The sequence below is a fragment of the Pseudanabaena biceps PCC 7429 genome (genome assembly GCF_000332215.1).
GTDB classification, from domain to species: Bacteria; Cyanobacteriota; Cyanobacteriia; order Pseudanabaenales; family Pseudanabaenaceae; genus Pseudanabaena; species Pseudanabaena biceps.
Genome location: NZ_ALWB01000006.1, coordinates 20,029 through 42,807 on the forward strand (window position 1 = coordinate 20,029; position 22,779 = coordinate 42,807).

Sequence of the window (22,779 nt, forward strand, 5' to 3'; positions counted from 1 at the left end):
ATACTTTCCTTTAGCAAAGCCATATAATAAGTAAGTGGGCTTAATTAAATATAAAACCCTAAAACCTACGGCGCAAACGGCGCTTGCGCCGCAGGTTTTAGATCTGGATTTTAATTATGCTGAGGTAATTAAAGTAATTGTAAACCTATAGAGGTGGGGCGGAAAAGGCTATGGATATATTGAGGGCTCAACAAGAGTTAGCAGATTTGCAAACTAGTGAGGCAAGATTTCAGAAGTTGGCTAATAATCTCCCTGGTATGATTACTCAGTTTCGCGCTACGGGGGATGGTTCTCTGTCAACACTTTATGTTAGCTCAGGTTGTGTTGATATTTGCGAAGTTGCAGTTGAAGATTTTTTGTCTGGAGTCATGCAATTTGAAGACTTGCAACATCCAGACGATCGCCCAAGAATTCAGCAAGCAGGAATCTATTCATCTGAAAAGTTGACGCTTTTTAAGGAAGAATTTCGGATTATTACCCCTTCGGGCAATCTAAAATGGGTACAGGTCACTTCTCAACCAGAACGACAAGCTGATGGTTCGACTATTTGGGATAGCATCATCTTAGATATTACCGATCGCAAGCAAGCGGAACAGGAACTTCAGCAATCACAGCAGTTTTTACGTCTATTACTCGACAATATTCCGCAATTAGTATTTTGGAAAGACCGCGAATCTAATTTTATGGGCTGTAACACAAACGGTGCTAAGTTTGTGGGTTTAGAATCACCTGATATGATCGTTGGTCAAACTGACTATACTTTGCCCTTTACGGTTGAATCCGCAGTTCAGAATGTGGAACGCGATCGCCGAGTCATGGATTCTGGGCAATCAGATCTTCATATTATGATCCACCAGCGCTCAGATGGCAGTACGCTATGGCTTGATACCCGTAAAACGCCCCTACGCGATCTTGATGGTAATGTTATTGGAGTTCTAGTTACATTAGAAGATATTAGCGATCGCAAGCTGGCGGAAATAGAAGTCCAAAAACTTGCTTCTGTAGTCGAAAATACTACAGACTTTATCAGCATTGCTAACATTGAGGATGGACAAACGCTCTATTTGAATGCGGGGGGACGGCAACTAGTGGGACTTGGCATCACCGATACTGTTAAGAATTTGCACCTAAGCGATTTCCACAATCGGGAGGACATGGCTAAAATTCAAGAAACATTGATGCCTCATTTGCGACAATATGGTTATGCAAGTGCGGAACTACACTTACAGCACTTGATTACCCAAGTACAAATTCCCGTAGAATGGAACATATTTACGATCAAAGACCCCAATACGGGTCAACCTTCGTATATTGCTGCAATTATCCGTGATATTAGTGATCGCAAACGTACCGAATCTGAGCTAAATCAGCGCACTGCGGAGCTAGAACAAACCCTAAAAGAACTTAAGCATACTCAAACCCAGATGGTGCAATCGGAGAAAATGTCGGGGCTGGGACAACTCGTCGCAGGGGTCGCCCATGAAATTAATAACCCAGTCAACTTCATTTATGGCAACTTAATCCATGCCCATAACTATGCCAAAGATCTGGGGCAGCTCCTAGACCTTTACCAAAAACATTATCCCACTCCCCATGCCGAGATTCAAGAACAAATCGAGGAGATCGAGTTAAATTTCTTACTAGAAGATATGCACAATCTTCTCGCTTCTATGCAGGTTGGCGCAGAACGTATCCAAAAAATTGTCGTATCATTGCGTACCTTCTCGCGCATGGACGAAGCCGACATGAAATCCGTGAATATCCACGATGGTATCGATAGTACCCTGATGATTTTGCAACATCGCCTAAAAGCAAGGTCAGATGCCTCAATCATTGAAATTATCAAAGCCTATGGAGAGTTACCGATAGTCGAGTGCTTCGCAGGACAACTCAATCAAGTCTTTATGAATCTACTCAGTAACGCAATTGATGCTCTAGAAGAATCTTTGGAAATTGGTCAAATCCATAACCCAACGATTACAATTAGCACTGCATTTGTCAATTCTAAGGAAGTGATGATTCAAATTTCCGATAATGGGATTGGTATCCCAACAGAAATTCAGCATAGGCTGTTCGATCCATTTTTTACCACAAAGCCCGTAGGCAAAGGAACTGGGATGGGACTTTCGATTAGCTATCAAATTGTGGTAGATAAGCATGGTGGTAAGTTGGAATGTGTTTCTGGAGCAGGACAAGGTTCTACCTTTGTCGTCACGATTCCCATTCGCCAGCATTAAGTTATGCCATAACTCTGACAAGACAAATGAGTAACTGGGTACAATTAAATATAAAATCCAAAAAGCTGTAGCACAAGCTGCGCTTGTGCTACAGCTTTTGATTCTGGGGTTTAATTTTGCCCAGCCACTTAATACCAAAGCTCAAAATGGCGTAGCCATTTTGAGCTTTGAAAACCCTTATTAGGTTTGGTTTTTAATTCACAAAAGTGTTGTCACACTTTCGTGAATTGGTATAACAAGATAAATAACAAGACAAATAATAAAGCAAATAATAGGACAACAACAATGGTAGACACATTCACAATCCTCGGCTACTCTCTATCTGAAAATCTTTACATGGGATCGCGGACTGTTGTCTATCGGGCAGTCCGCGCCTTGGATCAACTCCCTGTAGTGATCAAACTGCTGAAAAATGACTATCCCACCTTTAATGAATTAGTTCAGTTTCGCAATCAGTACAATATTTCTCAAAATTTCAACTCACCACTAATCATCCAAACCTACAGCTTAGAACCGTACCAAAATAGTTATGCGCTAGTGATGGAAGACTTCGGGGGGATTTCCTTGAGAGAGTATGCGGTAAAAGGTAGGAATAGGCTCTCTTTAAAAGAATTTTTGGAAATAGCGATCGCGCTCTGTAATGGCTTAGATATATTATATCGAGATCGAGTTATTCATAAGGATATCAAACCCAGTAATATATTAATTAACCCTGAAACAAAACAAGTTAAATTAATTGACTTTAGTATTGCCTCACTATTACCAAGGGAAACACAAGAGATCCAAAATGCTAACGCTCTAGAAGGAACTCTTGCCTATCTTTCGCCAGAGCAAACTGGACGCATGAATCGTGGGATTGACTATCGCAGCGACTTCTACTCATTGGGGGTGACTTTCTACGAGTTATTGGCAGGAAAGTTACCTTTTCTATCCAATGACCCCATGGAATTAGTCCATTGTCATTTAGCAAAAAATCCTATACCAGTTAATCAGATCAATCCTAATATTCCCCTAGTTTTATCAACAATCATCAGCAAATTAATGGCTAAAAATGCTGAAGACCGCTATCAGAGTGCTTTGGGAATTAAGCATGATTTAGAGATTTGTCTAGCACAATTGCAAGCTACAGGAAATATTGCACCTTTTGAAATTGGACAGAGAGATATTAGCGATCGCTTTATTATCCCCGAAAAGCTCTATGGTCGCGCCACCGAAGTAGAAATACTCCTGAATTCCTTTGAGCGAGTGAGTCAAGGCGCAACAGAAATGATGCTTGTTGCAGGTTTTTCAGGAATAGGCAAAACAGCCGTCGTTAATGAAGTGCATAAACCAATCGTTAGACAACGGGGCTACTTCATCAAAGGGAAATACGATCAATTTCAGCGCAATATTCCCTTTTTTGCCTTTGTCCAAGCTTTCCGCGACCTAATGGGACAACTACTCTCAGAATCAGATAGCCAAATTAAAGTATGGAAAAACAAAATCCTCGAAGTTGTGGGCGAGAATGGACAAGTGTTAATTGAGGTGATCCCTGAACTAGAACTGATTATCGGTCAGCAGCCCGCAGCCACAGCACTATCAGGGACTGCGGCTCAAAACCGCTTTAATCTGCTGATCCAAAAGTTTGTGCAAATCTTTACCAGCCCAGAGCATCCCTTAGTGATGTTTTTAGATGATTTACAATGGGCAGATTCCGCTTCTCTAAATTTACTGGAATTATTGATAGAAGACACTCAATATTTATTGATCATAGGAGCCTATCGAAATAATGAGGTGTCGCCCGCTCATCCCTTTATGATGACTATTGATGAGATTATAAAATCTGGTGCGTTAGTCAATACGATTACTCTCGAAGCATTGAGCTTGCTAAATGTCAATCAATTAGTGACTGATACGCTAAATTGTGAATTATTTCTTGCTCAAGCTTTAACCGAATTAATCTATCAAAAAACTAATGGCAATCCATTTTTTACAACTCAATTTCTGAAAACCTTGCATGAAGATGGACAGATTACCTTTGATTGGGACATTCGACATTGGCGGTGTGATATTACTCAAGTTAGAAATTTGGCAATTACTGATGACGTAGTGGAATTTATGGCCCTGCAATTACAGAAGTTGCCTATCGAAACTCAAGATATGTTGAAATTAGCAGCCTGTATCGGAGCGCAATTTGATCTACAAACCTTGACAATTATCAGTGAGAAATCAGTAAAAGTCACAGCTACAGCATTATGGAAAGCATTACAAGAAGGCTTGATTATTCCCAACACAGAAGTTTATAAATTCTTTATGCAGTCCGATAGTAGCTTAGTTTCTGATGTCGCAGCAAACCCTACCTATCGTTTTTTGCATGATCGTGTGCAACAAGCTTCCTATTCTCTGATTTCTGATGATCAAAAACAGATTACTCACTTGAGAATTGGACAATTATTGTTGCATAACCTTTCCCAAGAAAAACAGGAAGAAAAAATCTTTGATATTGTTAATCATTTGAATATAGGTGTAGAGCTAATCACTATCCAGAAACAAAGAGAGCAATTGGCACAATTGAATCTCATGGCTGGGAAAAAAGCGCTTACTTCGACTGCTTATGCTGCTGCCGCTAAATATTTCGATAACGGAGTGAAGTCTCTAGGTATTGATAGTTGGGAAAGTAACTATGAGTTGACTTTAGCTCTTTATGAATCTGCGGTTACGGCTGAATATCTCAACATCAACTTTGCCCATGCCCAAACCTTAGCTAATTTCGTTTTAGAACATACTACTAGCTCCCTTGATCGAGTCAAGCTTTATGAATTACAAATTCAAATGTATATGGCTCAGTCAGAGATGCCAAAAGCACTTGCTGTAGGAATATTTGCTTTGGAACTTCTAGAAGTCGATTTAGGCGCATCCCCTCGATCTTCAGCAATACAGTTGCCGATATTGACCACGATAGAATCGTTGCCAGTGATGTTAGAACCTCATTCGATTGCTGTCATGCGGATTCTGATGGCAATTTTTTCCCCAGCCTATACAACCCGCCCAGAGCTTTTGCCAGAGATTGTCTTGACAATGATTGATCTGAGTTTAAAACAAGGACATACATCACTGAGTGCCTTTGCCTATGTGTTTTATGGCATATTGCTATGTGGATTTGAGAAAGATGTAGATAAAGGATATTATTCTGGGTTACTTGCTTTGAAAGTATTGGATCGGTTCTCTGCCAAAGAATTGGAATGTAAAGTGAACAATTTGTTTAATGTTTTTATTAGACCTTGGAAAGAACCACTGATTGATACCATAGAATCCTTGGAAAGAGCTAGTCAAATTGGTTTTGAAACGGGAGATATTGAGTACGCTAGTTATGCAACTGCCCATCACTGTACCCACTGTGTTTTAGCTGGACAGATCCTAACAGAAGTGCAAAAAAGACAAAATACTGCACTGGAAATTTTGCTGCCGATTAGACAGGAACATTCCCTTAATCATGCCCGAATTTGGCAGCAATTTGTCTCCAATTTGCTGGGAGATGTCACTGAACCAAAGCAATTATCAGGTAATAATTTTGATGAAATAGAACTTTTACCTGTTTTCTGTTCAGGTAATGATCGATCGCTACCTTTTACAACATATTTAGCTAAGTGCATTCTTAGCTATTTGTTTGAGGATCATTCAGCAGCGGTGATCTCGGCAGTAAATGCAGCAAGTTATGCTGATGCGGCGATTGGATTAACTGTTGCGATTCATAACTTCTATTACTCTCTTGCTCTGCTGTCTCAGTATACTGATTTCCTTAAATCTGAAGGCGATCGCCCATTGACAATAAAAAATCATCAATCCCTCCTTGCCCAAGTAGATGACAATCAAAAAATTATGGAAGCATGGATGGTTCATGCGCCTTCAAATTTTGAACATAAGTACAGTTTGGTGTCAGCAGAAAGATGTCGAGTATTAGGGCAAAGAGCTGAGGCAATTGAGCTATATGATAGGGCTATCTCTGGAGCTAAAGCCAATGAATATATCCAAGAAGAAGCCCTAGCCAATGAACTGGCGGCAAAGTTCTATCTTGATTGGGGTAAAGAACGGATTGCTCAAGAATACATGACCGAAGCCTATTATGGCTATGCCCGTTGGGGTGCAAAAGCTAAGGTTGCCGACTTGGAAAGACGCTATCCCCAACTCCTTGCCTTCATTTTAGAGCAACCCCGTTCCCTACTCTCCACTAGCGAAACCATCTTCGCTGTGGGAAGTACCTCCACCAGTTCCGATACTTCCCACAGCAGTGCTTCTGTAGCTCTAGATTTAGCTGCCATTCTCAAAGCCTCTCAAACTCTTTCTGGTGAAATTGAATTAGAGAAACTACTCTCGGCTTTACTTTCTATCGTTATCGAAAATGCGGGAGCTGATAAATGTATATTTATGCTCTTGCGAGACGATCGCCTATTGATCAAAGGTTCAATTATCGAGGGCGCGGAGCCTGTTGTGTTGCAAAAACTTCCTGTTGAAGACAGTCACGACGTTCCCCTGAAGCTGATTTATAAAGTGCAGCATAGCAGACAAACTGCGGTGCTGATCGATGCGACAGCCGATCCGACCTTAGCTAATGACGCTTATATCATGCGTCAGCAGCCGAAGAGTATTTTGTGCAGTCCAATTTTGCAACAGGGGAAATTGAAGGGCATTTTGTATTTGGAAAATAGTTTAGCAACGGGGGCTTTCACAAGAGATCGTGTGGAAATTCTAAATTTACTTTGCGCTCAAGCGGCGATTTCTTTGGAAAATGCTCGACTTTATGAGCAATCGCTAGAATATGCTCAACAGTTAGAACGATCGCTTGAAAACTTGAGTGCCAGTAACTCTAGGTTTGAGAAACTTGTAGATAATGTGCCAGGAGTTGTTTATCAAGCCCGCTCAAATAGCGATGGGGGCAGATATCTATCCTATGTTAGTGCCGAATGTTCCTACTTGTTTGAAATGACCCAAGAACAAGCGATCGCCAATATCCATTTTCTTATAGAAGCAATCCATCCAGAGGATGTGGCAAGTTACCAGCAATCTTTGACCAACTCAATGCAAACTTTAGCTCCTTTGGAGTGGTCAGGACGAATTGTAACCCCATCGGGAATTATCAAGTGGATTGAGATCAAAACTCGAATCCAACAACTTGCTGATGGAACTCTAGTTTGGGATGGACTAGTTTTGGATATTAGTAAACAGCAAGCTGCTCTGCATGAACGCAAACTCGCTGAAATTGCTTTGGAGCAAAAATCACAGGTCTTACAACAAGTGCTAACCGATCTGCAAAACGCCCAATTGCAAATAGTGCAAAGTGAGAAAATGTCTGCGCTCGGCAATCTTGTTGCAGGGGTAGCGCATGAAATGAATAATCCACTTGGGTTTATTGCCGTCAGTCTCAAACAAGCTGAACCGACATTAGCCGATATCGTTGAACATTTAAAACTCTATCAAGAGAACCTACCCGATCCGAGTGATGAGATCAAAGCCCATGCCGAAGAAATTGACTTGGAATATAGTCTAGAGGATTTACCGAAGATGATTAATTCGATGACGATCGCCTGCGATCGCCTAAAAAATATCAGCACTAGTTTAAGAACATTTTCTCGCGCCGATCAAGACTACAAAGTGCTTTTTGATATCCATCAGGGTATTGATAGTACGATTCTCATTCTCAAACATCGGCTGAAGGCTTCTGAACAACATCCTGCGATTGAAGTTGTCACGAACTACGGCAATCTACCTCAAATTGCATGTTTTCCAGGACAATTGAACCAAGTATTTATGAATATCTTGGCAAATGCGATCGATGCGTTAGAAGAATCTAATCAGGGAAAGAGCTTCGAGCAAATTAAAGCCCATCCTAACTGCATTACCATTACAACTTCCTTAGATTTAGAGAATAATCTCGTTAAAATTGTGATTACTGATAATGGCAAGGGTATGCATGAAGAAGTTAAACAAAAGGTGTTCGATCATTTATTTACGACCAAATCTGTTGGTAAAGGTACGGGATTGGGATTAGCGATCGCGCGACAGATTGTCACCGAAAAACATTGCGGTACGATTCATGTCAACTCTCTACTAGGGGAAGGTACAGAATTGATCATTACCTTACCGATCAATGCAGAACCAATCAATGCAGAACCGATCAGTGGAGAACCAATCAGGGCAGAATAAACGAGAATGTCAAGAAATACCAATTCACGAAAGTGTTGTCACACTTTCGTGAATTGGTATAAAGTCTAGAAGCTATAGTTCCATCGCAAACTATTGGCTCAACTTGATGGGGCAATAGCTCTGCTTCTTTTGTTAAGAAATGTCTAAAGTAGATTTAAGATTTCTTGTCAAATCATATGAACTGAAGTATATCTATAGTTGGGAATTAAAAATCACTCAAATTTACTTAAATTCTTAAGTTGCTCATTTGCAACTTTATATGTTTTGTTATATGTTTTGTATTATCCAAAGCAGAAAAAATACATCTATCCAACTGTATTAGATTTCTTTGGTTTTTTACAAAGAATCAAAGCAAGGAAACTCTACTATGCCATCAAAAAAAGATTGGGTTCATTTCGCTCTACAACGTCCTAACTATTTCGCTGGGCAGTATTTAATTGATAAAGACTTTGAACTTGCCCATAGCTATCTTAATGATCGCCAAAAATATGTCAACAGTCGCCTACATTTAGCGGGTATTGTGGATGGGCTGGAGGTAGAAGCGATCGCAGGTCAGCCTGAGGTCATCATCAAATCAGGAACTGCGATTGACGGAGAGGGCAATTTAATTATCCTCAAGGAGGCGGTAACTAGGAAAATTAATAGCTTGGGCTGGCTATGCCTGCGCTATGCCGAAACACCAAAAATATTGCAGCAGCCCGAAATTCCTGATAGTTATACGCGCTTTGAAGAAACACCAATCATTACCTTAGAGGCAATTCAATCTAACGATGCCATAACGATTACCTTGGCGAAGGTGTTGCTGCAAGACGATCAGGTAATTGTTGATTCAAGCGTGCGGCAATATTCTGGGGTGCGTCTTCCTAGTGCTACGCAAGATATCGAACTCCGCAGCGATGGCAAGGATTTAAGCATTCAAGGCAATTTGACAGTATCAGGTGCGTTGCAATTGGGTGGCACTCTTATTCAAGAAATTTCCCAGAGTATTCCTGCTATAGATCGCCCTAATGTGATCCCCTCCGAAAAAGCGGTCAAAGATCATATTGCAGCGGCGTTATCTAATGCGGGTAAGCCCACGGGAGAGGCTCCTGCGGTGCGCCTTGATCAAAAAGATGGCAAGATGGTGGGCTGGAAAATTAAGGGAGCAGAGGATGAAAATGATCCCACTTCTCTGCTACGGCTACTCGCCTCGGCAGATGGTGTTGAGAAGCCCCGCCTGACCATTGAGCGTGACACTGGCTTAGTCGTTGTCCATGAAACCCTTCGGGCTAAACATCTGGAAGTAATCAACCCCATGCGCCATCGGATGTATCCTGCGGGCTCCACCGATCCCCAAAATCCAACGATATATCAAGATATTTTTGAAGCCGAAAAGGCAGGCGTAATCGTTAAGTCAGACGATCTCCCTAAAAACTCCTATGACAGAACAAGTTATAGTGCAAAAGGGAGTTATTTTTGGCGCGAAGCAATTTGTTATGGCAAAGGCAAAGAAGATAAAGGAGGTGCAATCATTACAGTGCCTTCTGGCTATGATACAGTGTGGGTCAGAATTGGCAATACCAACGAGTGGCATGTTGTAAATGCCCAATTTTCCACAGATGGCAAAATATTCCGAGATTTGGGCAATTGGACGGCAGGAAAAAGAAATGGGAATTGCTACTGTCCTGATGGCTCTTTAGGTGACTCATCTAGCCCCTATCACCAATGGCTACCAATTCCCGTAGGGCAGTCGGGGCTAGTAAAGCTAATTCATAAATGTGATCCATCGTGGTTGATGCTATCAGGGGTTGCCTTTAGCAAAAATCCATGGGGTCATGCAGCTCAATCGGCATTAGGCTATTACTGGGCGGATTCCGTGAACCAAGGAGATACTGCTTCATGGGAAAGAGATAATTATCAAGGTGATATTTTAGGTTACTTCGATAATCTCAGAACTTACGAAATTCGCGTTCCCGTTGTTCCCTCTGGTCGCGATAAGCTGTTGTATCTAATTGAACATAATAGCGGTTGGAATGGATGTTTACATACAGAGCTTTCGATCAAGATTGGGGACAGCTATCAGCCGATTGAACGTTTTCTTGCCACCTATGACAATCCTTTTGCGCGGCATTGGAATAGTAAGATTTATAACCGTTATATTGCTGCCCGTATTCCCGCCGATATGATTGCCAAGGCTTTAAACCTTACTACACCCAGTGATCGTATTACCCAACTGATCAGTATTAAGGTCGATCTAACCAAGCAAGGTGAGGAGAAAAATAATTTTGAAGATGTCATCAAATTCCGAGAAATTGGCACTAATGATTTAGAGCTTCCCTATTTTATCTAAAAAATCATTTAAGAATTACTTTTTAGTAGTAAAAATCCTCAGAGATCCCCCTCAATCCCCCTTGTGAAGGGGGAAGAAGAAAATTCTCCCCCCTTCACAAGGGGGGCTGGGGGGGATCTAGGTAATTCTTAAATAGTTTCTAAACGATCGCTCCTGCTTGATTTTCATTATGCTAAGTATTTTCCTATGCAAGAACAACTGCAAAAACGACTCCAATCCCTAAAGGCTGAATATGAAGCAGGGCAGCAAGTCTTGGCAAATTTAGAAGCCAAGAAAGCGGGCTTGCGCGAGACTTTGCTGCGGATTGGTGGCGCAATTCAGGTATTGGAAGAAGAACTAGCGATCGCGAATGAGGGCGGGAGCGATCAATCCACCGCAGCCTTAGGCAAGGAGGAATAGTCAAATGTTAGACGACCTGGATAGCACCCTCAAAAAATTTCTGATTCATGGGTTACCCGACTTACAAAACTCGGAGGAAACCAGTGTTTCCATTAGTTTTGAACTGCCCACAGAAGGAGGAATGCAGCAAAAACCTGCCATTAATCTTTTTCTCTATGATGTACGAGAAAATTTAGACTTGCGGAGTCGCGAATGGACAATGCAACGTCGTGGTAATGGCACTGCCGTTAAAACACAGCCACCAGCAAGGGTAGATTGTTCCTATCTAATTACGGTCTGGGTAAATGCTGACGATCCGCAGCAAGAACATCACATCTTGAGCAAGATAATGAAATTGCTGTTCTCGCATTCAGTTATTCCTCCCGAAATGTTGCAGGGTAGTTTACAGAACCAAGAATTGCCCGTGGTGTTAACGTCCATGCAGTCTGGCTATTTGCAAAGTCCCAGCGAATTTTGGCAGGTAATGGGCGGTAAAGCTAAAGTTTCCTTACATTGCACCGTCACCATTGCTGTACCAGTCGAAAAAGACACTGGAGAATATCCACTAGTCTTAGAAAATCGACCTCAACTGTCCCGTTTGTCCTAATTTCACCCTAGCTCATGATTTCAATAATATTTCCATAATCATCAAGCCCAGATGTTAAACCAAAAACGTCGCCATCAAGTCGCATTGGCAGGACAAGTAATCAATAATTTGACTGGTGAAGCGATCGCTGGGGCAAGGATCAAAATCGTTCAAGCTCCAGATAAATTTGTGGATGTTGTGATTTTCAAAACCCAACTCTTTGGATTACCCGAAAGTTTATGGATGAATCAATCATACTCAAGAATTCCGCAGCCCCCTCTTGAATATTTATCACCAAGAATTCAAGAGCTTTATGAACAACTGATCAACTCTCAGATAAGTAGGAAAGAGAAACTAGAATTATTCAAAATACTAATAGGAGATCCTTCTCTAAATAATTATCAAAAGTTTCAAGCGCTACAGATTATTCTAGATTGTTGGCAATCCGATCAAATTCTAAATACCAAATATCCAGAACGAACCTATTCAACTTCAGATGGTTGGTTTTATTTTACCGATCTGCCAACAGGTTCCTATCAATTAGAAGCATCGCTTCCGCTTAGGGAAATGCGTTATACCAACAATTCCATTGAGGTGGAAGTACCTGAAACAAAAAATAATATTGAATTGGATCTAAACACTTCTTTTTCTGATAGGGATCTAAACACTTCTTTTTCTGATAGACTGAAATTAATTATAAGGCTTAATCCCACAACACTTCTTGGCAAAGTCATTGATTCAGAAACCAAGGAAATCATTGACATGGCGAAAGTCAAAATTCATGAAAATGAAGACTATGCCATGAGTTCAAGATCTGTTCATCAAAATGGACATAGTGAATGGAATTATCGCTTAGTTGCTTTATCGCCAAGCAAGCCTTTTACAACTTTAACAGTATCGGCTCAGGGCTATGTAACCCAACAGCACCAAGTTTATTTGCAAACAGGAGATATTAAACAACTCGATTTTCAGTTGGTTTCTCAATGATCGTTGAGCGATCGTTGATTTAGTTTATGTAATCAATCATTACCAATTGCAGGTAAAGGACTAAATAAGAATGCCTACCTATTTATCACCTGGTGTCTACGTTGAAGAAGTTGCTTCTGGACTGGCTCCAATTACAGGAGTTGGAACAAGCACCGCTGGATTTATTGGAATTATTTCCCTTGCAGTTCCAGCCCCTATTTCATCGACTAAAACAAAGTCGAAAAAAGAGGCGGATGCTGAAGATCCTGCCACTGCACCATCAACGGTTGAAACCAGTATTCTTGCCAAAAAAGGCGATTTTATTATTGGAGACGATCAGTATTCGGTTGTCTTGCAAGATCAGAAGAAAGCTGAGGATGCGATTGCAACTACAAAATCTGTCAAGGTGGGGGAAGTCCAGCTTTGCACTAACTTTAGTGAATTCAAGAAATATTTTGGAGATTTCTCCACTGACTCTGGTCATAATATCTTAGCCCATGCGGTTTATGGCTTTTTTAGAAACGGTGGAACGCGCTGTTTTGTCACTTGGGTTAAAGCCGAAAAAGATATTGATTTGGCATTAGAAAGATTTGAAGCGATTGATGAGATTGCGATCGTAGCCGCTCCAGGAGTAACCGCCAAATCGACCCTTGCCAAGATTGATATTCATTGTCGTCTATTAGGCGATCGCTTTGCTATTTTGGACACAGAGGAAGAAATCGCCTTAGACCAACTCGAACCTGGAGGCGCAAAGATCCTAGGAAACTCGGACTACGCCGCCGTATATTTCCCTTGGATTCAGGTCTTCGATCCCATCAGCAATGCGCCCAAATTCATGCCCCCTAGTGGTTATATCGCGGGGATTTATGCCCGTGTCGATAATCAGCGAGGAGTCCACAAAGCCCCTGCCAATGAGCCCATCTTGGGGGCAACGGGATTGAAGCAAGAAATTAGCAAAATCAAACAGGAACCCCTCAACGAAGCGGGGATTAATTGCATTCGCAATCTTAACGGGAACATCCGAGTTTGGGGCGCAAGAACCCTAGGAGCAGGCAAAGACAATCCCGACTTTAAATACATCAATATTCGGAGACAGTTCAACTATATCCGTGAGTCGATTGACGAAGGAACACAATGGACAGTCTTTGAACCCAATACCCCCGAACTTTGGGCGAGAATTCGTCGTAATATTTCGGCATTTCTCACCAATGAATGGCGTAAAGGAGCTTTATTTGGCACAACTGCTCAAGAAGCATTTTTTGTTAAATGTGATGCGGAAACCAATCCCATTGATGTACGGAAGTTGGGACAGGTAGTAACAGAAATTGGCGTTTCTGTCATTGAACCTGCGGAATTTGTAATTTTCCGTATTACACAAATTGTGACGGAAGAAAAAGCTTAAGCCCAAGCAAAACGCCCAAGCAAGCCACCTAAGCAAAACGCCCATAATTATCACGGGAAAGATTGTCGAGTGAGTCCCTTTAATTCGCCCTATCTAACAGCACCAGGTGTCATCCTTCAGGATATTGCCTTAATTCCGAGAGATGACTTAATGACTGGTGTTCCAGTATTTTTAGGTGTCACGGACGCTCAAAGTAATCATCCAAGCAATCAACTGCTGGAACTTCCTGCAATCCCCCAAATGCTCACTCTCTGGCCGCAATTCTTACAGCTATTTGGAAGATATCCAGTGAGTGATTATTTGACCCATGCGGTCAGGGGCTTTTTTGAAAATGGTGGACGCTTATGTTATGTCTTACTTTTACCGAATGCTTCCCCAAACGGTACTGCTTTCTCCATGACCATGGATACCCTCGGTCAGGGCTTACAAACCATTGAAACTCTGGATGCGATTGATCTCGTTTGCGTGCCTGATATCATGCAATTGACTTCCAGTCGTGAGATCGTGCAGTTACAAGCCTTAGTGCTCGAACACTGCGATCGCATGAGCGATCGCTTTGCCATTCTGGACAGCCTTAACACTGCTAATCTGGAAGAGATCAATCAACAGCGACAACAGCTTATTGGCAATAACGGCGCAATCTACGGGTCTTGGATTATGGTTGAAACACTTTCATCCCCTATTCCACCCTGTGGACATATCGCTGGGATTTATGCCCAAAACGATCGCGAAAGTGGAGTGCATCGTGCTCCAGCCAACTATGTCCTCAAAGGTGTTCTAGACATTAGTCTTGCTTTATCGGCTTCAGATTGGCAAAGCCTTAATATGGAACATGGTGCTGGAGTGAATTGGATTCATAGTTTTAAGAGTCGCGGCATTCGGGTTTGGGGAGCGAGAACTGTCAGTCAGATTTCTGGCTGGCAATATGTGAATGTTCGTCGCTTAATCATTACCGTTTTGCGATGGGCTGAACATAATCTGATGGGAATTGGGTTTGAGCCCAATGACATAGCATTATGGACTCGAATTGCACGGGAACTCACCGTTTACTGTGAATCACTTTGGCAAAAAGGTGCACTTCAAGGTCAAGAACCAGAAGAAGCCTTCTATGTCAAATGCGACGAAGAAACAAACCCTTTAGAGGTTCGCAATGCAGGGCAAGTGGTGGCTGAAGTGGGGCTATCGCCCACAACACCCTCAGAGTTTATTGTTATTTCCCTAGTTCATGGAAGTAGCGGTATCACCTTTGCCTAGAATGTTATTAATTATTCACTTGTTTTACTAAGGGAGAATAGATTCCATGCCGAATATTAAAGATACCCACGATCCTTATAACAGTTATAATTTTTGGGTGGAATGGGATGGCATCGTCCATGCTGGATTTCGCGAGTGCAGTGGTTTGACGGGAACAAGAACCGCTAGTACCTATCGTGAAGGAACCGATAAAAACTTGGCTCAACGTCAACTACCAGGATTGAATAGCTTCGGCAACATCAGCTTGAAACGGGGCTTTACAGATAATGATGAGCTGTGGAAGTGGCATCGGAAGCTACTTGATGGTGAAACAGAGAGAAAAAATGTTTCGATTATTTTGGCTAATGATAAAGGCGAGGAAAAAATTCGTTGGAATTTGGAGAAATGCTGGCCAACTAATTGGAATGGTCCTGAATTTAATGCGACTGGTAGTGAAGTGGCGATCGAGTCATTAGAACTAGTTCATGAAGGCGTGACTGTTGGTTAATGAAGTAAAAAATGTATCAAACTGAATTTCCATTTACTTTGCCGCATGGCTATATTGACGCTGAAGGATGCTTGCATCGAGAGGGGGTCATGCGACTCTCCAGAGCCACAGATGAAATTACGCCACTCCGCGATCCTAGAGTACAAAAAAATTCAGGATATCTAGTGATTATTCTGTTAGCAAGGGTAATCACTAGATTAGGTACGATCGAGCAACTCAATACTAAAATTATCGAGGAGTTGTTTTCAGGTGACCTAGCCTATCTTCAAGACTTTTACCAACGAATCAATCGAAGCGGTCATACTCGCTTTCGAGTTGCCTGTCCCCATTGCAACGGTGAATTTGAGGTAGAAACTGACCCCGTGGGGGAGTGACATGCTACCCCCACAAGCGTTTGCTAGAGGAGGTAGCATACCTTTCCTATCATTTTCATTGGTCTTACGAAAACGTTCTCAACATGGAGCATTGGGAGCGACAACAATGGGTTTCTCAAGTTGCGCAGATTAATCAACAAATTAACCAGCAATCGCATCAAGGTCGCTCATAAATTTGAGATTGATTTTTTGAGATTGATTTTTTGAGATTGATTTTGTGAGATTGATTTTGTGAGATTGATTTTGTGAGATCGCAGATTGTTTTTTACTTACTGTTTGTATATTAGGTTAGATAATGGGAAGCTCTCAAAAAAAAGGAGGGAAAGAAAAACCTCGCGATCCTTATATGGCTTTCAATTTTGCAGTTGAAATTGAAGGCTTAACGGTTGGTGGATTCTCTGAGGTGATTGGCTTAAGTGGTAAGTTGGAGCTTGAGTCCTATGTTGAAGGTGGAGTCAATCATCACATTCACCGCTTTCCTAAGCAAATGGATTATCCGAATTTAGTGTTAGTTCGAGGTTTAACGGAAAGAGACGATCTTTGGAAATGGTATGAGGATGTGACGAGAGGGAAAATTCGTTTGCAAAATGGCACGATTATCTTAAAAGATAGTCAGCAATCAAAAGTGATGGCTTGGAATTTTAAAAAAGCCTATCCCGTGGCATGGGAAGGACCCCAACTAAATGCCACAAATGCAACAGAAGTGGCTTTTGAGCGTATGGAATTAGTCCATAGAGGTATTTATAAAGCTTAGAGTTTTAGATTTGAGTTTTAGATTTGTTTTTTGTGCTTTTTCTTGACATTACTTGAAATTACTTAAAATTACTTGGCATTAATTAGCATCAATCAATGTATGAATTTTAAAAATGTATGAATTTTGATCCTCGACTTGTACAACGTTTGACTCGACCCTTAAAACATCCTGGTGTAACTAATCATCGGATGTCTGAGGGTTTGCTTGAACGTTTTCAAGTTTTAGCAAATCGTTTGCCATTGTTGGATCGTCAAATGAGCCGCTGGTCAACGGTTGTGGAATTAGATGCCGAACAAGTGCCCATTGTTTATGCTCAAAGTTTTGAAGGCGATCTAGATGATCTACAGGAGAATTTAGTAGGAACAAAACAAGAGATGCGATCGCCTGCTCAAAAAAATGTAAAAAATGCCGATTTGCCCAAGCAAATCTCACCAAGTTCAATCGACTCAGGGGAAGCGGCTGGATTTGTCCCTGCGATCGCATCATCAGCACCCGAATTATCCTCAGAATTATCTTTTGTGCAGCTTCCACAAAACTCAGATTCTAAATCAACAATTGAGCGAGGGTTGCCCATACCTTCAGAACCATCCTTACCAAAAGCATCTAGTTTGGTTACAAATTTGCTTACGGATTTGCCTACAGATATTTCTACAGAAGCAATACCAACCGCGCCGAAGATTCCGAGCATTCCCATCGTACCGTTAGTTTCTAATGCTCAGCCTGAAATCGCTCAAGTTCCAATTCAAGACTCAGTTCAAGCTCCAATTCAAGACTCAGTTCAAGCCCCAATTCAGGCTTTAGTTCTACCCTCAATTCAACCCTTGGGTATTCAAGCTGTCAGTGAGAATGTTATTCAAGCTCGGTATGATCGCTCTCCTCCAAGTATTAGCCACGCGATCGAAAACAGCACAGATGCGATAGGATTAGCGATCGCTAATCCTATCGCTAAACCGCTCGCTACTCAGGTTGATTCCGCATCAGACGAAAGGATCGTAGTTCAGGAGGAGATCTCATCAAGCCCAATCGCCTCAGGAGAAGCATCTGTAACGCTAATTCCCGCGATCGCGGAGATCCCGCCTGCCATGATTGGTGTTGTGGATATGCCAATAATTCCAGCACAATGGGAATCTGGGTCAGTGACAAGTAAGATGAGTATTGTTACCGCGATCGCTACTGGGAGTGATTCTGCATTAGATGTAAGTCTCGTAATGCAGGAAATCTCATCAAATGCAACTAACGCGATCGCGGAGACTACACCACTCACAATCAATACAGTAAGTGAACCTGTAATTCAAGCCAAGGAGGATTTGAGTACAAAGGCAAGATCCCCAATTGTTCCCTTATCCGCGCCAATTTCAGAGCTAATTGCAAAACCAATTTCAGAACCAATTTCAGAGCCAATTAGTTTTAATTCAGCGATCGCACCTTCAGAACAAGAGCTATCCCAAGAATTATCCTTGGTACAGTCTCCCCAAAGCTCAGATGCTACGCTGATGGGACAAAGGTTAATTGCCGATCTTCCCCAGATCCCGATCGTTACGATATTAAATCCGCCGCCTACCTTATCATCAAAGCCTTTGAGTTTTCCTGCAAACATAGACTTAGATATAGACTCAGGTAGAGACTCAGAGCGATCGGAGCAACAAATATCATCCTTACAAGTCCCACAAATCAATACTGCCAATACTGAGCCTGTTGAGATCCCTCCAACAATTGTGCAGGTAGCTTCTGAAGCTCAGCCTGAGATTCTTCAACCCTTGGTTATGCAACCTGTTAATGATGGTGTTATTCAGGCTCGGTATGATAGCGCGGCTTCCAGTACCATCAATGCTCAACCTTTGTTAGCCAGTTTGCCTGAAGTCTCAGAAATTCCATGGACATCCCCTAACGATTCCCAGAACTCAATGCCCATAGTTAACGCTGACCCCATTGTCTTATCACTACCGTCAATAGGCACAAGCATTGCAAGTTCTACCTTTGAGCCTCCAACTCTCTTTAAGGTTAGCAAGATTGATACCCAGACTACTCAAAATTCGCCCGATTCTCTAGTTCCCAGAACTATTCAGGAGCCAAGCTTGTTTGAGCAAACAAACATAGAATTACCTACAGTTCATCCTAGTTTTACAACTCAAAATGTAGACAATTCCACAATTGAAAATGCTACAATGCCCTCTGCACAAACAAGTTATTCATCTCAAGATAGCTTGATGTTTACAGCATCAAATACCACTCCAGTCAATGTGAATAAAGCGGATAAAGCGGATAAAGCAAATAAAATAGTTACTATTTCCATTAATCCCAACGCAAAAAAATCCCCTGATGCAATACCAAGCAACAATCCTCAAAAACAACTAAAATCTTCTCCCCTGCAAACTCCAATAGTTAGAGAAAAAGTTTCTACTTCTAATTTTGCACTATCTTTAGCAAGGGAGACTAATCAGATTTCTCAGCCCATTGTGATTTCTACTAACAACAATTTTGTTGCGCCATCTTCCGTCGCATCCTCTGCTCAATCCCCCACTTTGCCGACAGTTCAAGCAATAGTAGAAATCTCTGAACAAACCTTTGAACCTCTACTTTTATCCCGTCATAATGCTTCTAATTCAACATCAGAAATGGCAGGAAATCATCCAAATCAGAGTATCCCCAAGGCAAGGGCGATCGCTAACTCTAGTAATAGATCTACTTACCCTACTTCAAACTCATCAACCCCGAATAATCCATCTACGCAATTACCTCCAGTACATTCCGCCGCTACCACCAATAACTTTAATCCAGATCCCCCCACCCTGATGAGACCTCAAAATATCCAATTAGAGGAAGCAAGGAGCGCAAACACAATTAACATGGATTTAAACATGGACTTATTAGTAGCACAAGTAGAACGAAAAATAATCAAGCGCCTCATTGTTGAAGGTGAACGAAGAGGAAAACGAAAATGGCTCTAGAGAAATTAAAAATTAAGGCTGAAAGAGATCAAGAGGGTGATTTCGCTGAGGAAATCGAAGTGCTTTTTAATCCAAACCAGCTCCAAATTGACAAAACAGGTTGGCGATTAGGTGATGGCTATCCTGTTGCGGCTAATGAACTAGCAACTTTAACAATTAATCTATTTTTTGATACGACTCTAAGCGGATCTCCTCCAGAAAACGTACAAAAGCATACGAAAAAAATCTTCAATTTAACCCATCCTAAAATTGGTACAGATACAAAGCGCCCCCCTCGTTGTAAATTGATTTGGGGAAAAATTGGTGGCAATGACAGTGTCTTACTGCCCGATGGTTTTTTAGAAAGAGTGAGTAAAACCTTAACTCATTTTCTAGAAGACGGAACCCCAGTCAGGGCTACCTTAAATTGTACTTTTCGAGAATGGGCAGATTTAGAAAAACGGAGAAAGGAAGCCAATCTAATTGACGATCCTGTCCGCATTGTCCGTCGAGGTGAAACATTAAGCAGTATTGCCAATGAAGAATATGGCGATCCTGCATTATGGCGAATTATTGCCAATGAAAATAATCTCATCAATCCCCGTTCCTTACCTCCAGGAATGGTCTTAACTATTCCCCCATTGAGAATTTCCTACTAAAAGTTCACCTATAAAAACCATACAAAAATTAACCAAATAATAGTAATCAATGTCTGAATATTCTGGTGTTAAAACGCTATCTCCTAATGTCGAAGTCCTGATTCAAGGACAAAAATTATCGACGAAATCTGATGCCGATCTTCTGGAAGTAACAGTATTTGAAGATATTGATGCTCCCAGCATGTTCACCTTGGAGTTTCTAAGCTGGGATCTAGCAAAAAGTAAGTTTACATGGATTGATGACAGTCTATTTGATATTGGGAATGAAGTCGAAATAAAAATGGGTTATCAAAATACAGTTAAAACTGTTATTTTTGGTGAAATTACAGGATTAGAGCCAGAATTTAGTCAAGGGGCTACTCCTAGACTAGTAGTACGAGGGCATGATCTAAGACATCGACTTTTACGCGGCTCAAAGACTAAATCATTTACCAAAATGAAAGATAGCGAAATTTTCAGTGATATTGCAAGAGCGAGAAATTTAACGCCCAAAGTTAAAGATAGTGAAGTTAAGCATGATTATGTTTTGCAACATAATCAAACGGATTGGGATTTTTTAAAAAGTCGAGCTGAACGGATTGGTTATGAAATAGTCATTGAGAAAAAAAATATTTTTTTTCAACCTCCTCAGATTGATAGTCAAAAAGTATTAACCCTAAAATTCAAAGAGGGTTTAAGTGAGTTTTTTCCTCGTTTGAGTACGATGAATCAAGTTGAAAAGGTAGAGGTACGGGGGTGGCTACCAGATGATAAAAAGGAGACCTTAGGGAAAGCAGCCGCAGGGAAGGAGGGCAGTAAGATGTCTGGTAAGAAAACGGGACCGCAAGTGGTCGATAGTTTTGGCTCTTCGACTGCTACGATTGTGCATCAACCGATTAAAACCAAAGCAGAAGCAGATCAAATTGCTCTAGGACAGTTTAAAGATATGGCTCTTGCCTATATCACTGCTGAAGGAACCTGTGCTGGCAATCCTACTTTACAAATTGCCAAAGTCATTGATATTCAAGAGGTAGGCAAACGGTTTAGTGGACTCTACTATGTGACTTCAACGGAGCATCACTATAGTCACAAATCAGGTTATCAAACATCATTTACCGCAAGGAGAACAGCATCATGATGGGATTGGATTTATTGATTCCTGAGGATCGAACAGCCAGATTTTATGGTGTTACGATCGCTATAGTTACAAATATTAAAGATGATGATGGTCTAGGTCGGGTAAAGGTTAAATTTCCTTGGTTGACAGATGATGATGAAAGTCCTTGGGCGCGGGTAATGACCCCGATGGCAGGGGACGATCGCGGCTTTTATTTTTTACCTGAAGTGGATGATGAAGTGTTAGTTGCCTTTGAGCATGGGGATATGGCTTTTCCCTATATTTTAGGAAGCTTATGGAATGGCAAGGATAAACCGCCCGAAAAGAATGATGATGGTAAAAATAATAAGCGTTTCATTAAATCTCGTAGTGGTCATATGATTATTTTTGATGACACTAAGGATAAAGAAAAATTCATTATTCAGGATAAAAGTGGCAAGAATAAAATTACGATTGATTGCGAAGAAGACTCCATGCAGATTGAAGTTGAAAAAGACTTAATTATTAAGGCTAAGGGCAAAGTTTCCATTAAAAGTAGTGACAATGATATAGTACTGGAATGTAAAAATTTAGAGCTTAAAACCGAACAGGATGTCAAGATTAATGCTGGTTCTAATTGTAATATTCAAGCAAAAATGAAGGGGGAATTCAGTTCCAAATCTGGGCTTGAGTTGAACTGTTCGGCAGGGGTAAAGGTAAATAACGGGGCGTTGGAGGTGATGTAATGGATATTGATTTTTTAGGGGTTGGTTGGTCATTACCGATCCAATTAGATCAAACACAGCAGATCCAGACTGCAAAATATGAAGCGGCAGTACGTCAATCCATTTGGGCTATTCTTAGTACTGCGCGCGGCGAACGGTTAATGCGTCCTGATTTTGGTTGTCGGATTCACGATCATATTTTTGCGCCGAATACGGCAGGAACGGTAGGGCAAATTATTAGTGACGTAAGAGCCGCCTTAATTGAATGGGAACCTCGTATTGATGTCTTAGATATTGAGTTATTGCCGCAATTTACTCACCCGAACTTGTTACAAATTTCGATTAATTATCAAGTCCGAACGACAACGAATGAGTTTAACCTTGTCTATCCCTTTTATCTCCAGTAATTTATCTCCAGTAATTTATCTCCAGTAATTTATCTCCAG

General features: G+C 41.3%; 17 protein-coding genes. All 17 read left to right on the forward strand.

The window, feature by feature from the left end; genetic code table 11:
• Positions 1-170: 170 nt before the first annotated feature.
• The 17 genes from PSE7429_RS01335 to PSE7429_RS01410 all read left to right on the forward strand — a co-directional run bounded on the left by PSE7429_RS01335 (position 171) and on the right by PSE7429_RS01410 (position 22,740).
• The gene (locus PSE7429_RS01335; protein ID WP_009625234.1) at positions 171-2,237 is read left to right on the forward strand and encodes a PAS domain-containing sensor histidine kinase; all 2,067 of its coding nucleotides are present in this window, start codon (positions 171-173) and stop codon (positions 2,235-2,237) included.
• Positions 2,238-2,522: 285 nt separating this feature from the next.
• On the forward strand, positions 2,523-8,417 hold the full coding sequence (locus tag PSE7429_RS01340) for a trifunctional serine/threonine-protein kinase/ATP-binding protein/sensor histidine kinase (RefSeq protein WP_009625235.1): 5,895 nt from the start codon (positions 2,523-2,525) through the stop codon (positions 8,415-8,417).
• Positions 8,418-8,784: 367 nt separating this feature from the next.
• A complete protein-coding gene (locus PSE7429_RS01345; RefSeq protein ID WP_009625236.1) occupies positions 8,785-10,746 on the forward strand; it encodes a hypothetical protein in 1,962 nt (653 codons plus the stop codon).
• Positions 10,747-10,932: 186 nt separating this feature from the next.
• Positions 10,933-11,145 (forward strand): hypothetical protein, encoded by a 213-nt coding sequence (locus PSE7429_RS01350; RefSeq protein WP_009625237.1) that lies wholly within the window; start codon positions 10,933-10,935, stop codon positions 11,143-11,145.
• A 4-nt stretch (positions 11,146-11,149) separates the two neighbouring features.
• On the forward strand, positions 11,150-11,731 hold the full coding sequence (locus tag PSE7429_RS01355; protein WP_009625238.1) for a DUF4255 domain-containing protein: 582 nt from the start codon (positions 11,150-11,152) through the stop codon (positions 11,729-11,731).
• 51 nt (positions 11,732-11,782) lie between these two features.
• A complete protein-coding gene (locus PSE7429_RS01360; RefSeq protein ID WP_009625239.1) occupies positions 11,783-12,697 on the forward strand; it encodes a carboxypeptidase regulatory-like domain-containing protein in 915 nt (304 codons plus the stop codon).
• A 70-nt stretch (positions 12,698-12,767) separates the two neighbouring features.
• On the forward strand, positions 12,768-14,078 hold the full coding sequence (locus PSE7429_RS01365; RefSeq protein WP_009625240.1) for a phage tail sheath family protein: 1,311 nt from the start codon (positions 12,768-12,770) through the stop codon (positions 14,076-14,078).
• 69 nt (positions 14,079-14,147) lie between these two features.
• Positions 14,148-15,332: a phage tail sheath family protein gene (locus PSE7429_RS01370; RefSeq protein WP_009625241.1), complete on the forward strand. Its 1,185-nt coding sequence runs from the start codon at positions 14,148-14,150 to the stop codon at positions 15,330-15,332.
• A gap of 46 nt (positions 15,333-15,378) precedes the next feature.
• Complete coding sequence (locus PSE7429_RS01375) at positions 15,379-15,819, forward strand: phage tail protein (RefSeq protein ID WP_009625242.1); 441 nt, start codon at positions 15,379-15,381, stop codon at positions 15,817-15,819.
• Positions 15,820-15,830: 11 nt separating this feature from the next.
• Positions 15,831-16,193: a hypothetical protein gene (locus PSE7429_RS01380; RefSeq protein ID WP_009625243.1), complete on the forward strand. Its 363-nt coding sequence runs from the start codon at positions 15,831-15,833 to the stop codon at positions 16,191-16,193.
• Entirely contained in the window at positions 16,190-16,366 is a 177-nt protein-coding gene (locus PSE7429_RS27860) for a DUF6760 family protein (protein WP_407681151.1), read from the forward strand. The genes PSE7429_RS01380 and PSE7429_RS27860 overlap by 4 nt, the downstream gene beginning before the upstream one ends.
• A gap of 122 nt (positions 16,367-16,488) precedes the next feature.
• Positions 16,489-16,947, forward strand: coding sequence for a phage tail protein (locus tag PSE7429_RS01385; RefSeq protein WP_009625244.1), 459 nt, complete (start codon positions 16,489-16,491; stop codon positions 16,945-16,947).
• Positions 16,948-17,063: 116 nt separating this feature from the next.
• Complete coding sequence (locus PSE7429_RS01390) at positions 17,064-19,895, forward strand: hypothetical protein (protein ID WP_009625245.1); 2,832 nt, start codon at positions 17,064-17,066, stop codon at positions 19,893-19,895.
• Positions 19,886-20,533: a CIS tube protein gene (locus tag PSE7429_RS01395; protein ID WP_009625246.1), complete on the forward strand. Its 648-nt coding sequence runs from the start codon at positions 19,886-19,888 to the stop codon at positions 20,531-20,533. Before PSE7429_RS01390 ends, PSE7429_RS01395 begins: the two co-directional genes overlap by 10 nt.
• A gap of 49 nt (positions 20,534-20,582) precedes the next feature.
• A complete protein-coding gene (locus PSE7429_RS01400) occupies positions 20,583-21,650 on the forward strand; it encodes a phage late control D family protein (protein ID WP_009625247.1) in 1,068 nt (355 codons plus the stop codon).
• Complete coding sequence (locus PSE7429_RS01405; protein ID WP_009625248.1) at positions 21,647-22,354, forward strand: phage baseplate assembly protein V; 708 nt, start codon at positions 21,647-21,649, stop codon at positions 22,352-22,354. Before PSE7429_RS01400 ends, PSE7429_RS01405 begins: the two co-directional genes overlap by 4 nt.
• A complete protein-coding gene (locus PSE7429_RS01410) occupies positions 22,354-22,740 on the forward strand; it encodes a GPW/gp25 family protein (RefSeq protein WP_009625249.1) in 387 nt (128 codons plus the stop codon). The genes PSE7429_RS01405 and PSE7429_RS01410 overlap by 1 nt, the downstream gene beginning before the upstream one ends.
• The last annotated feature ends 39 nt before the right edge of the window (positions 22,741-22,779 follow it).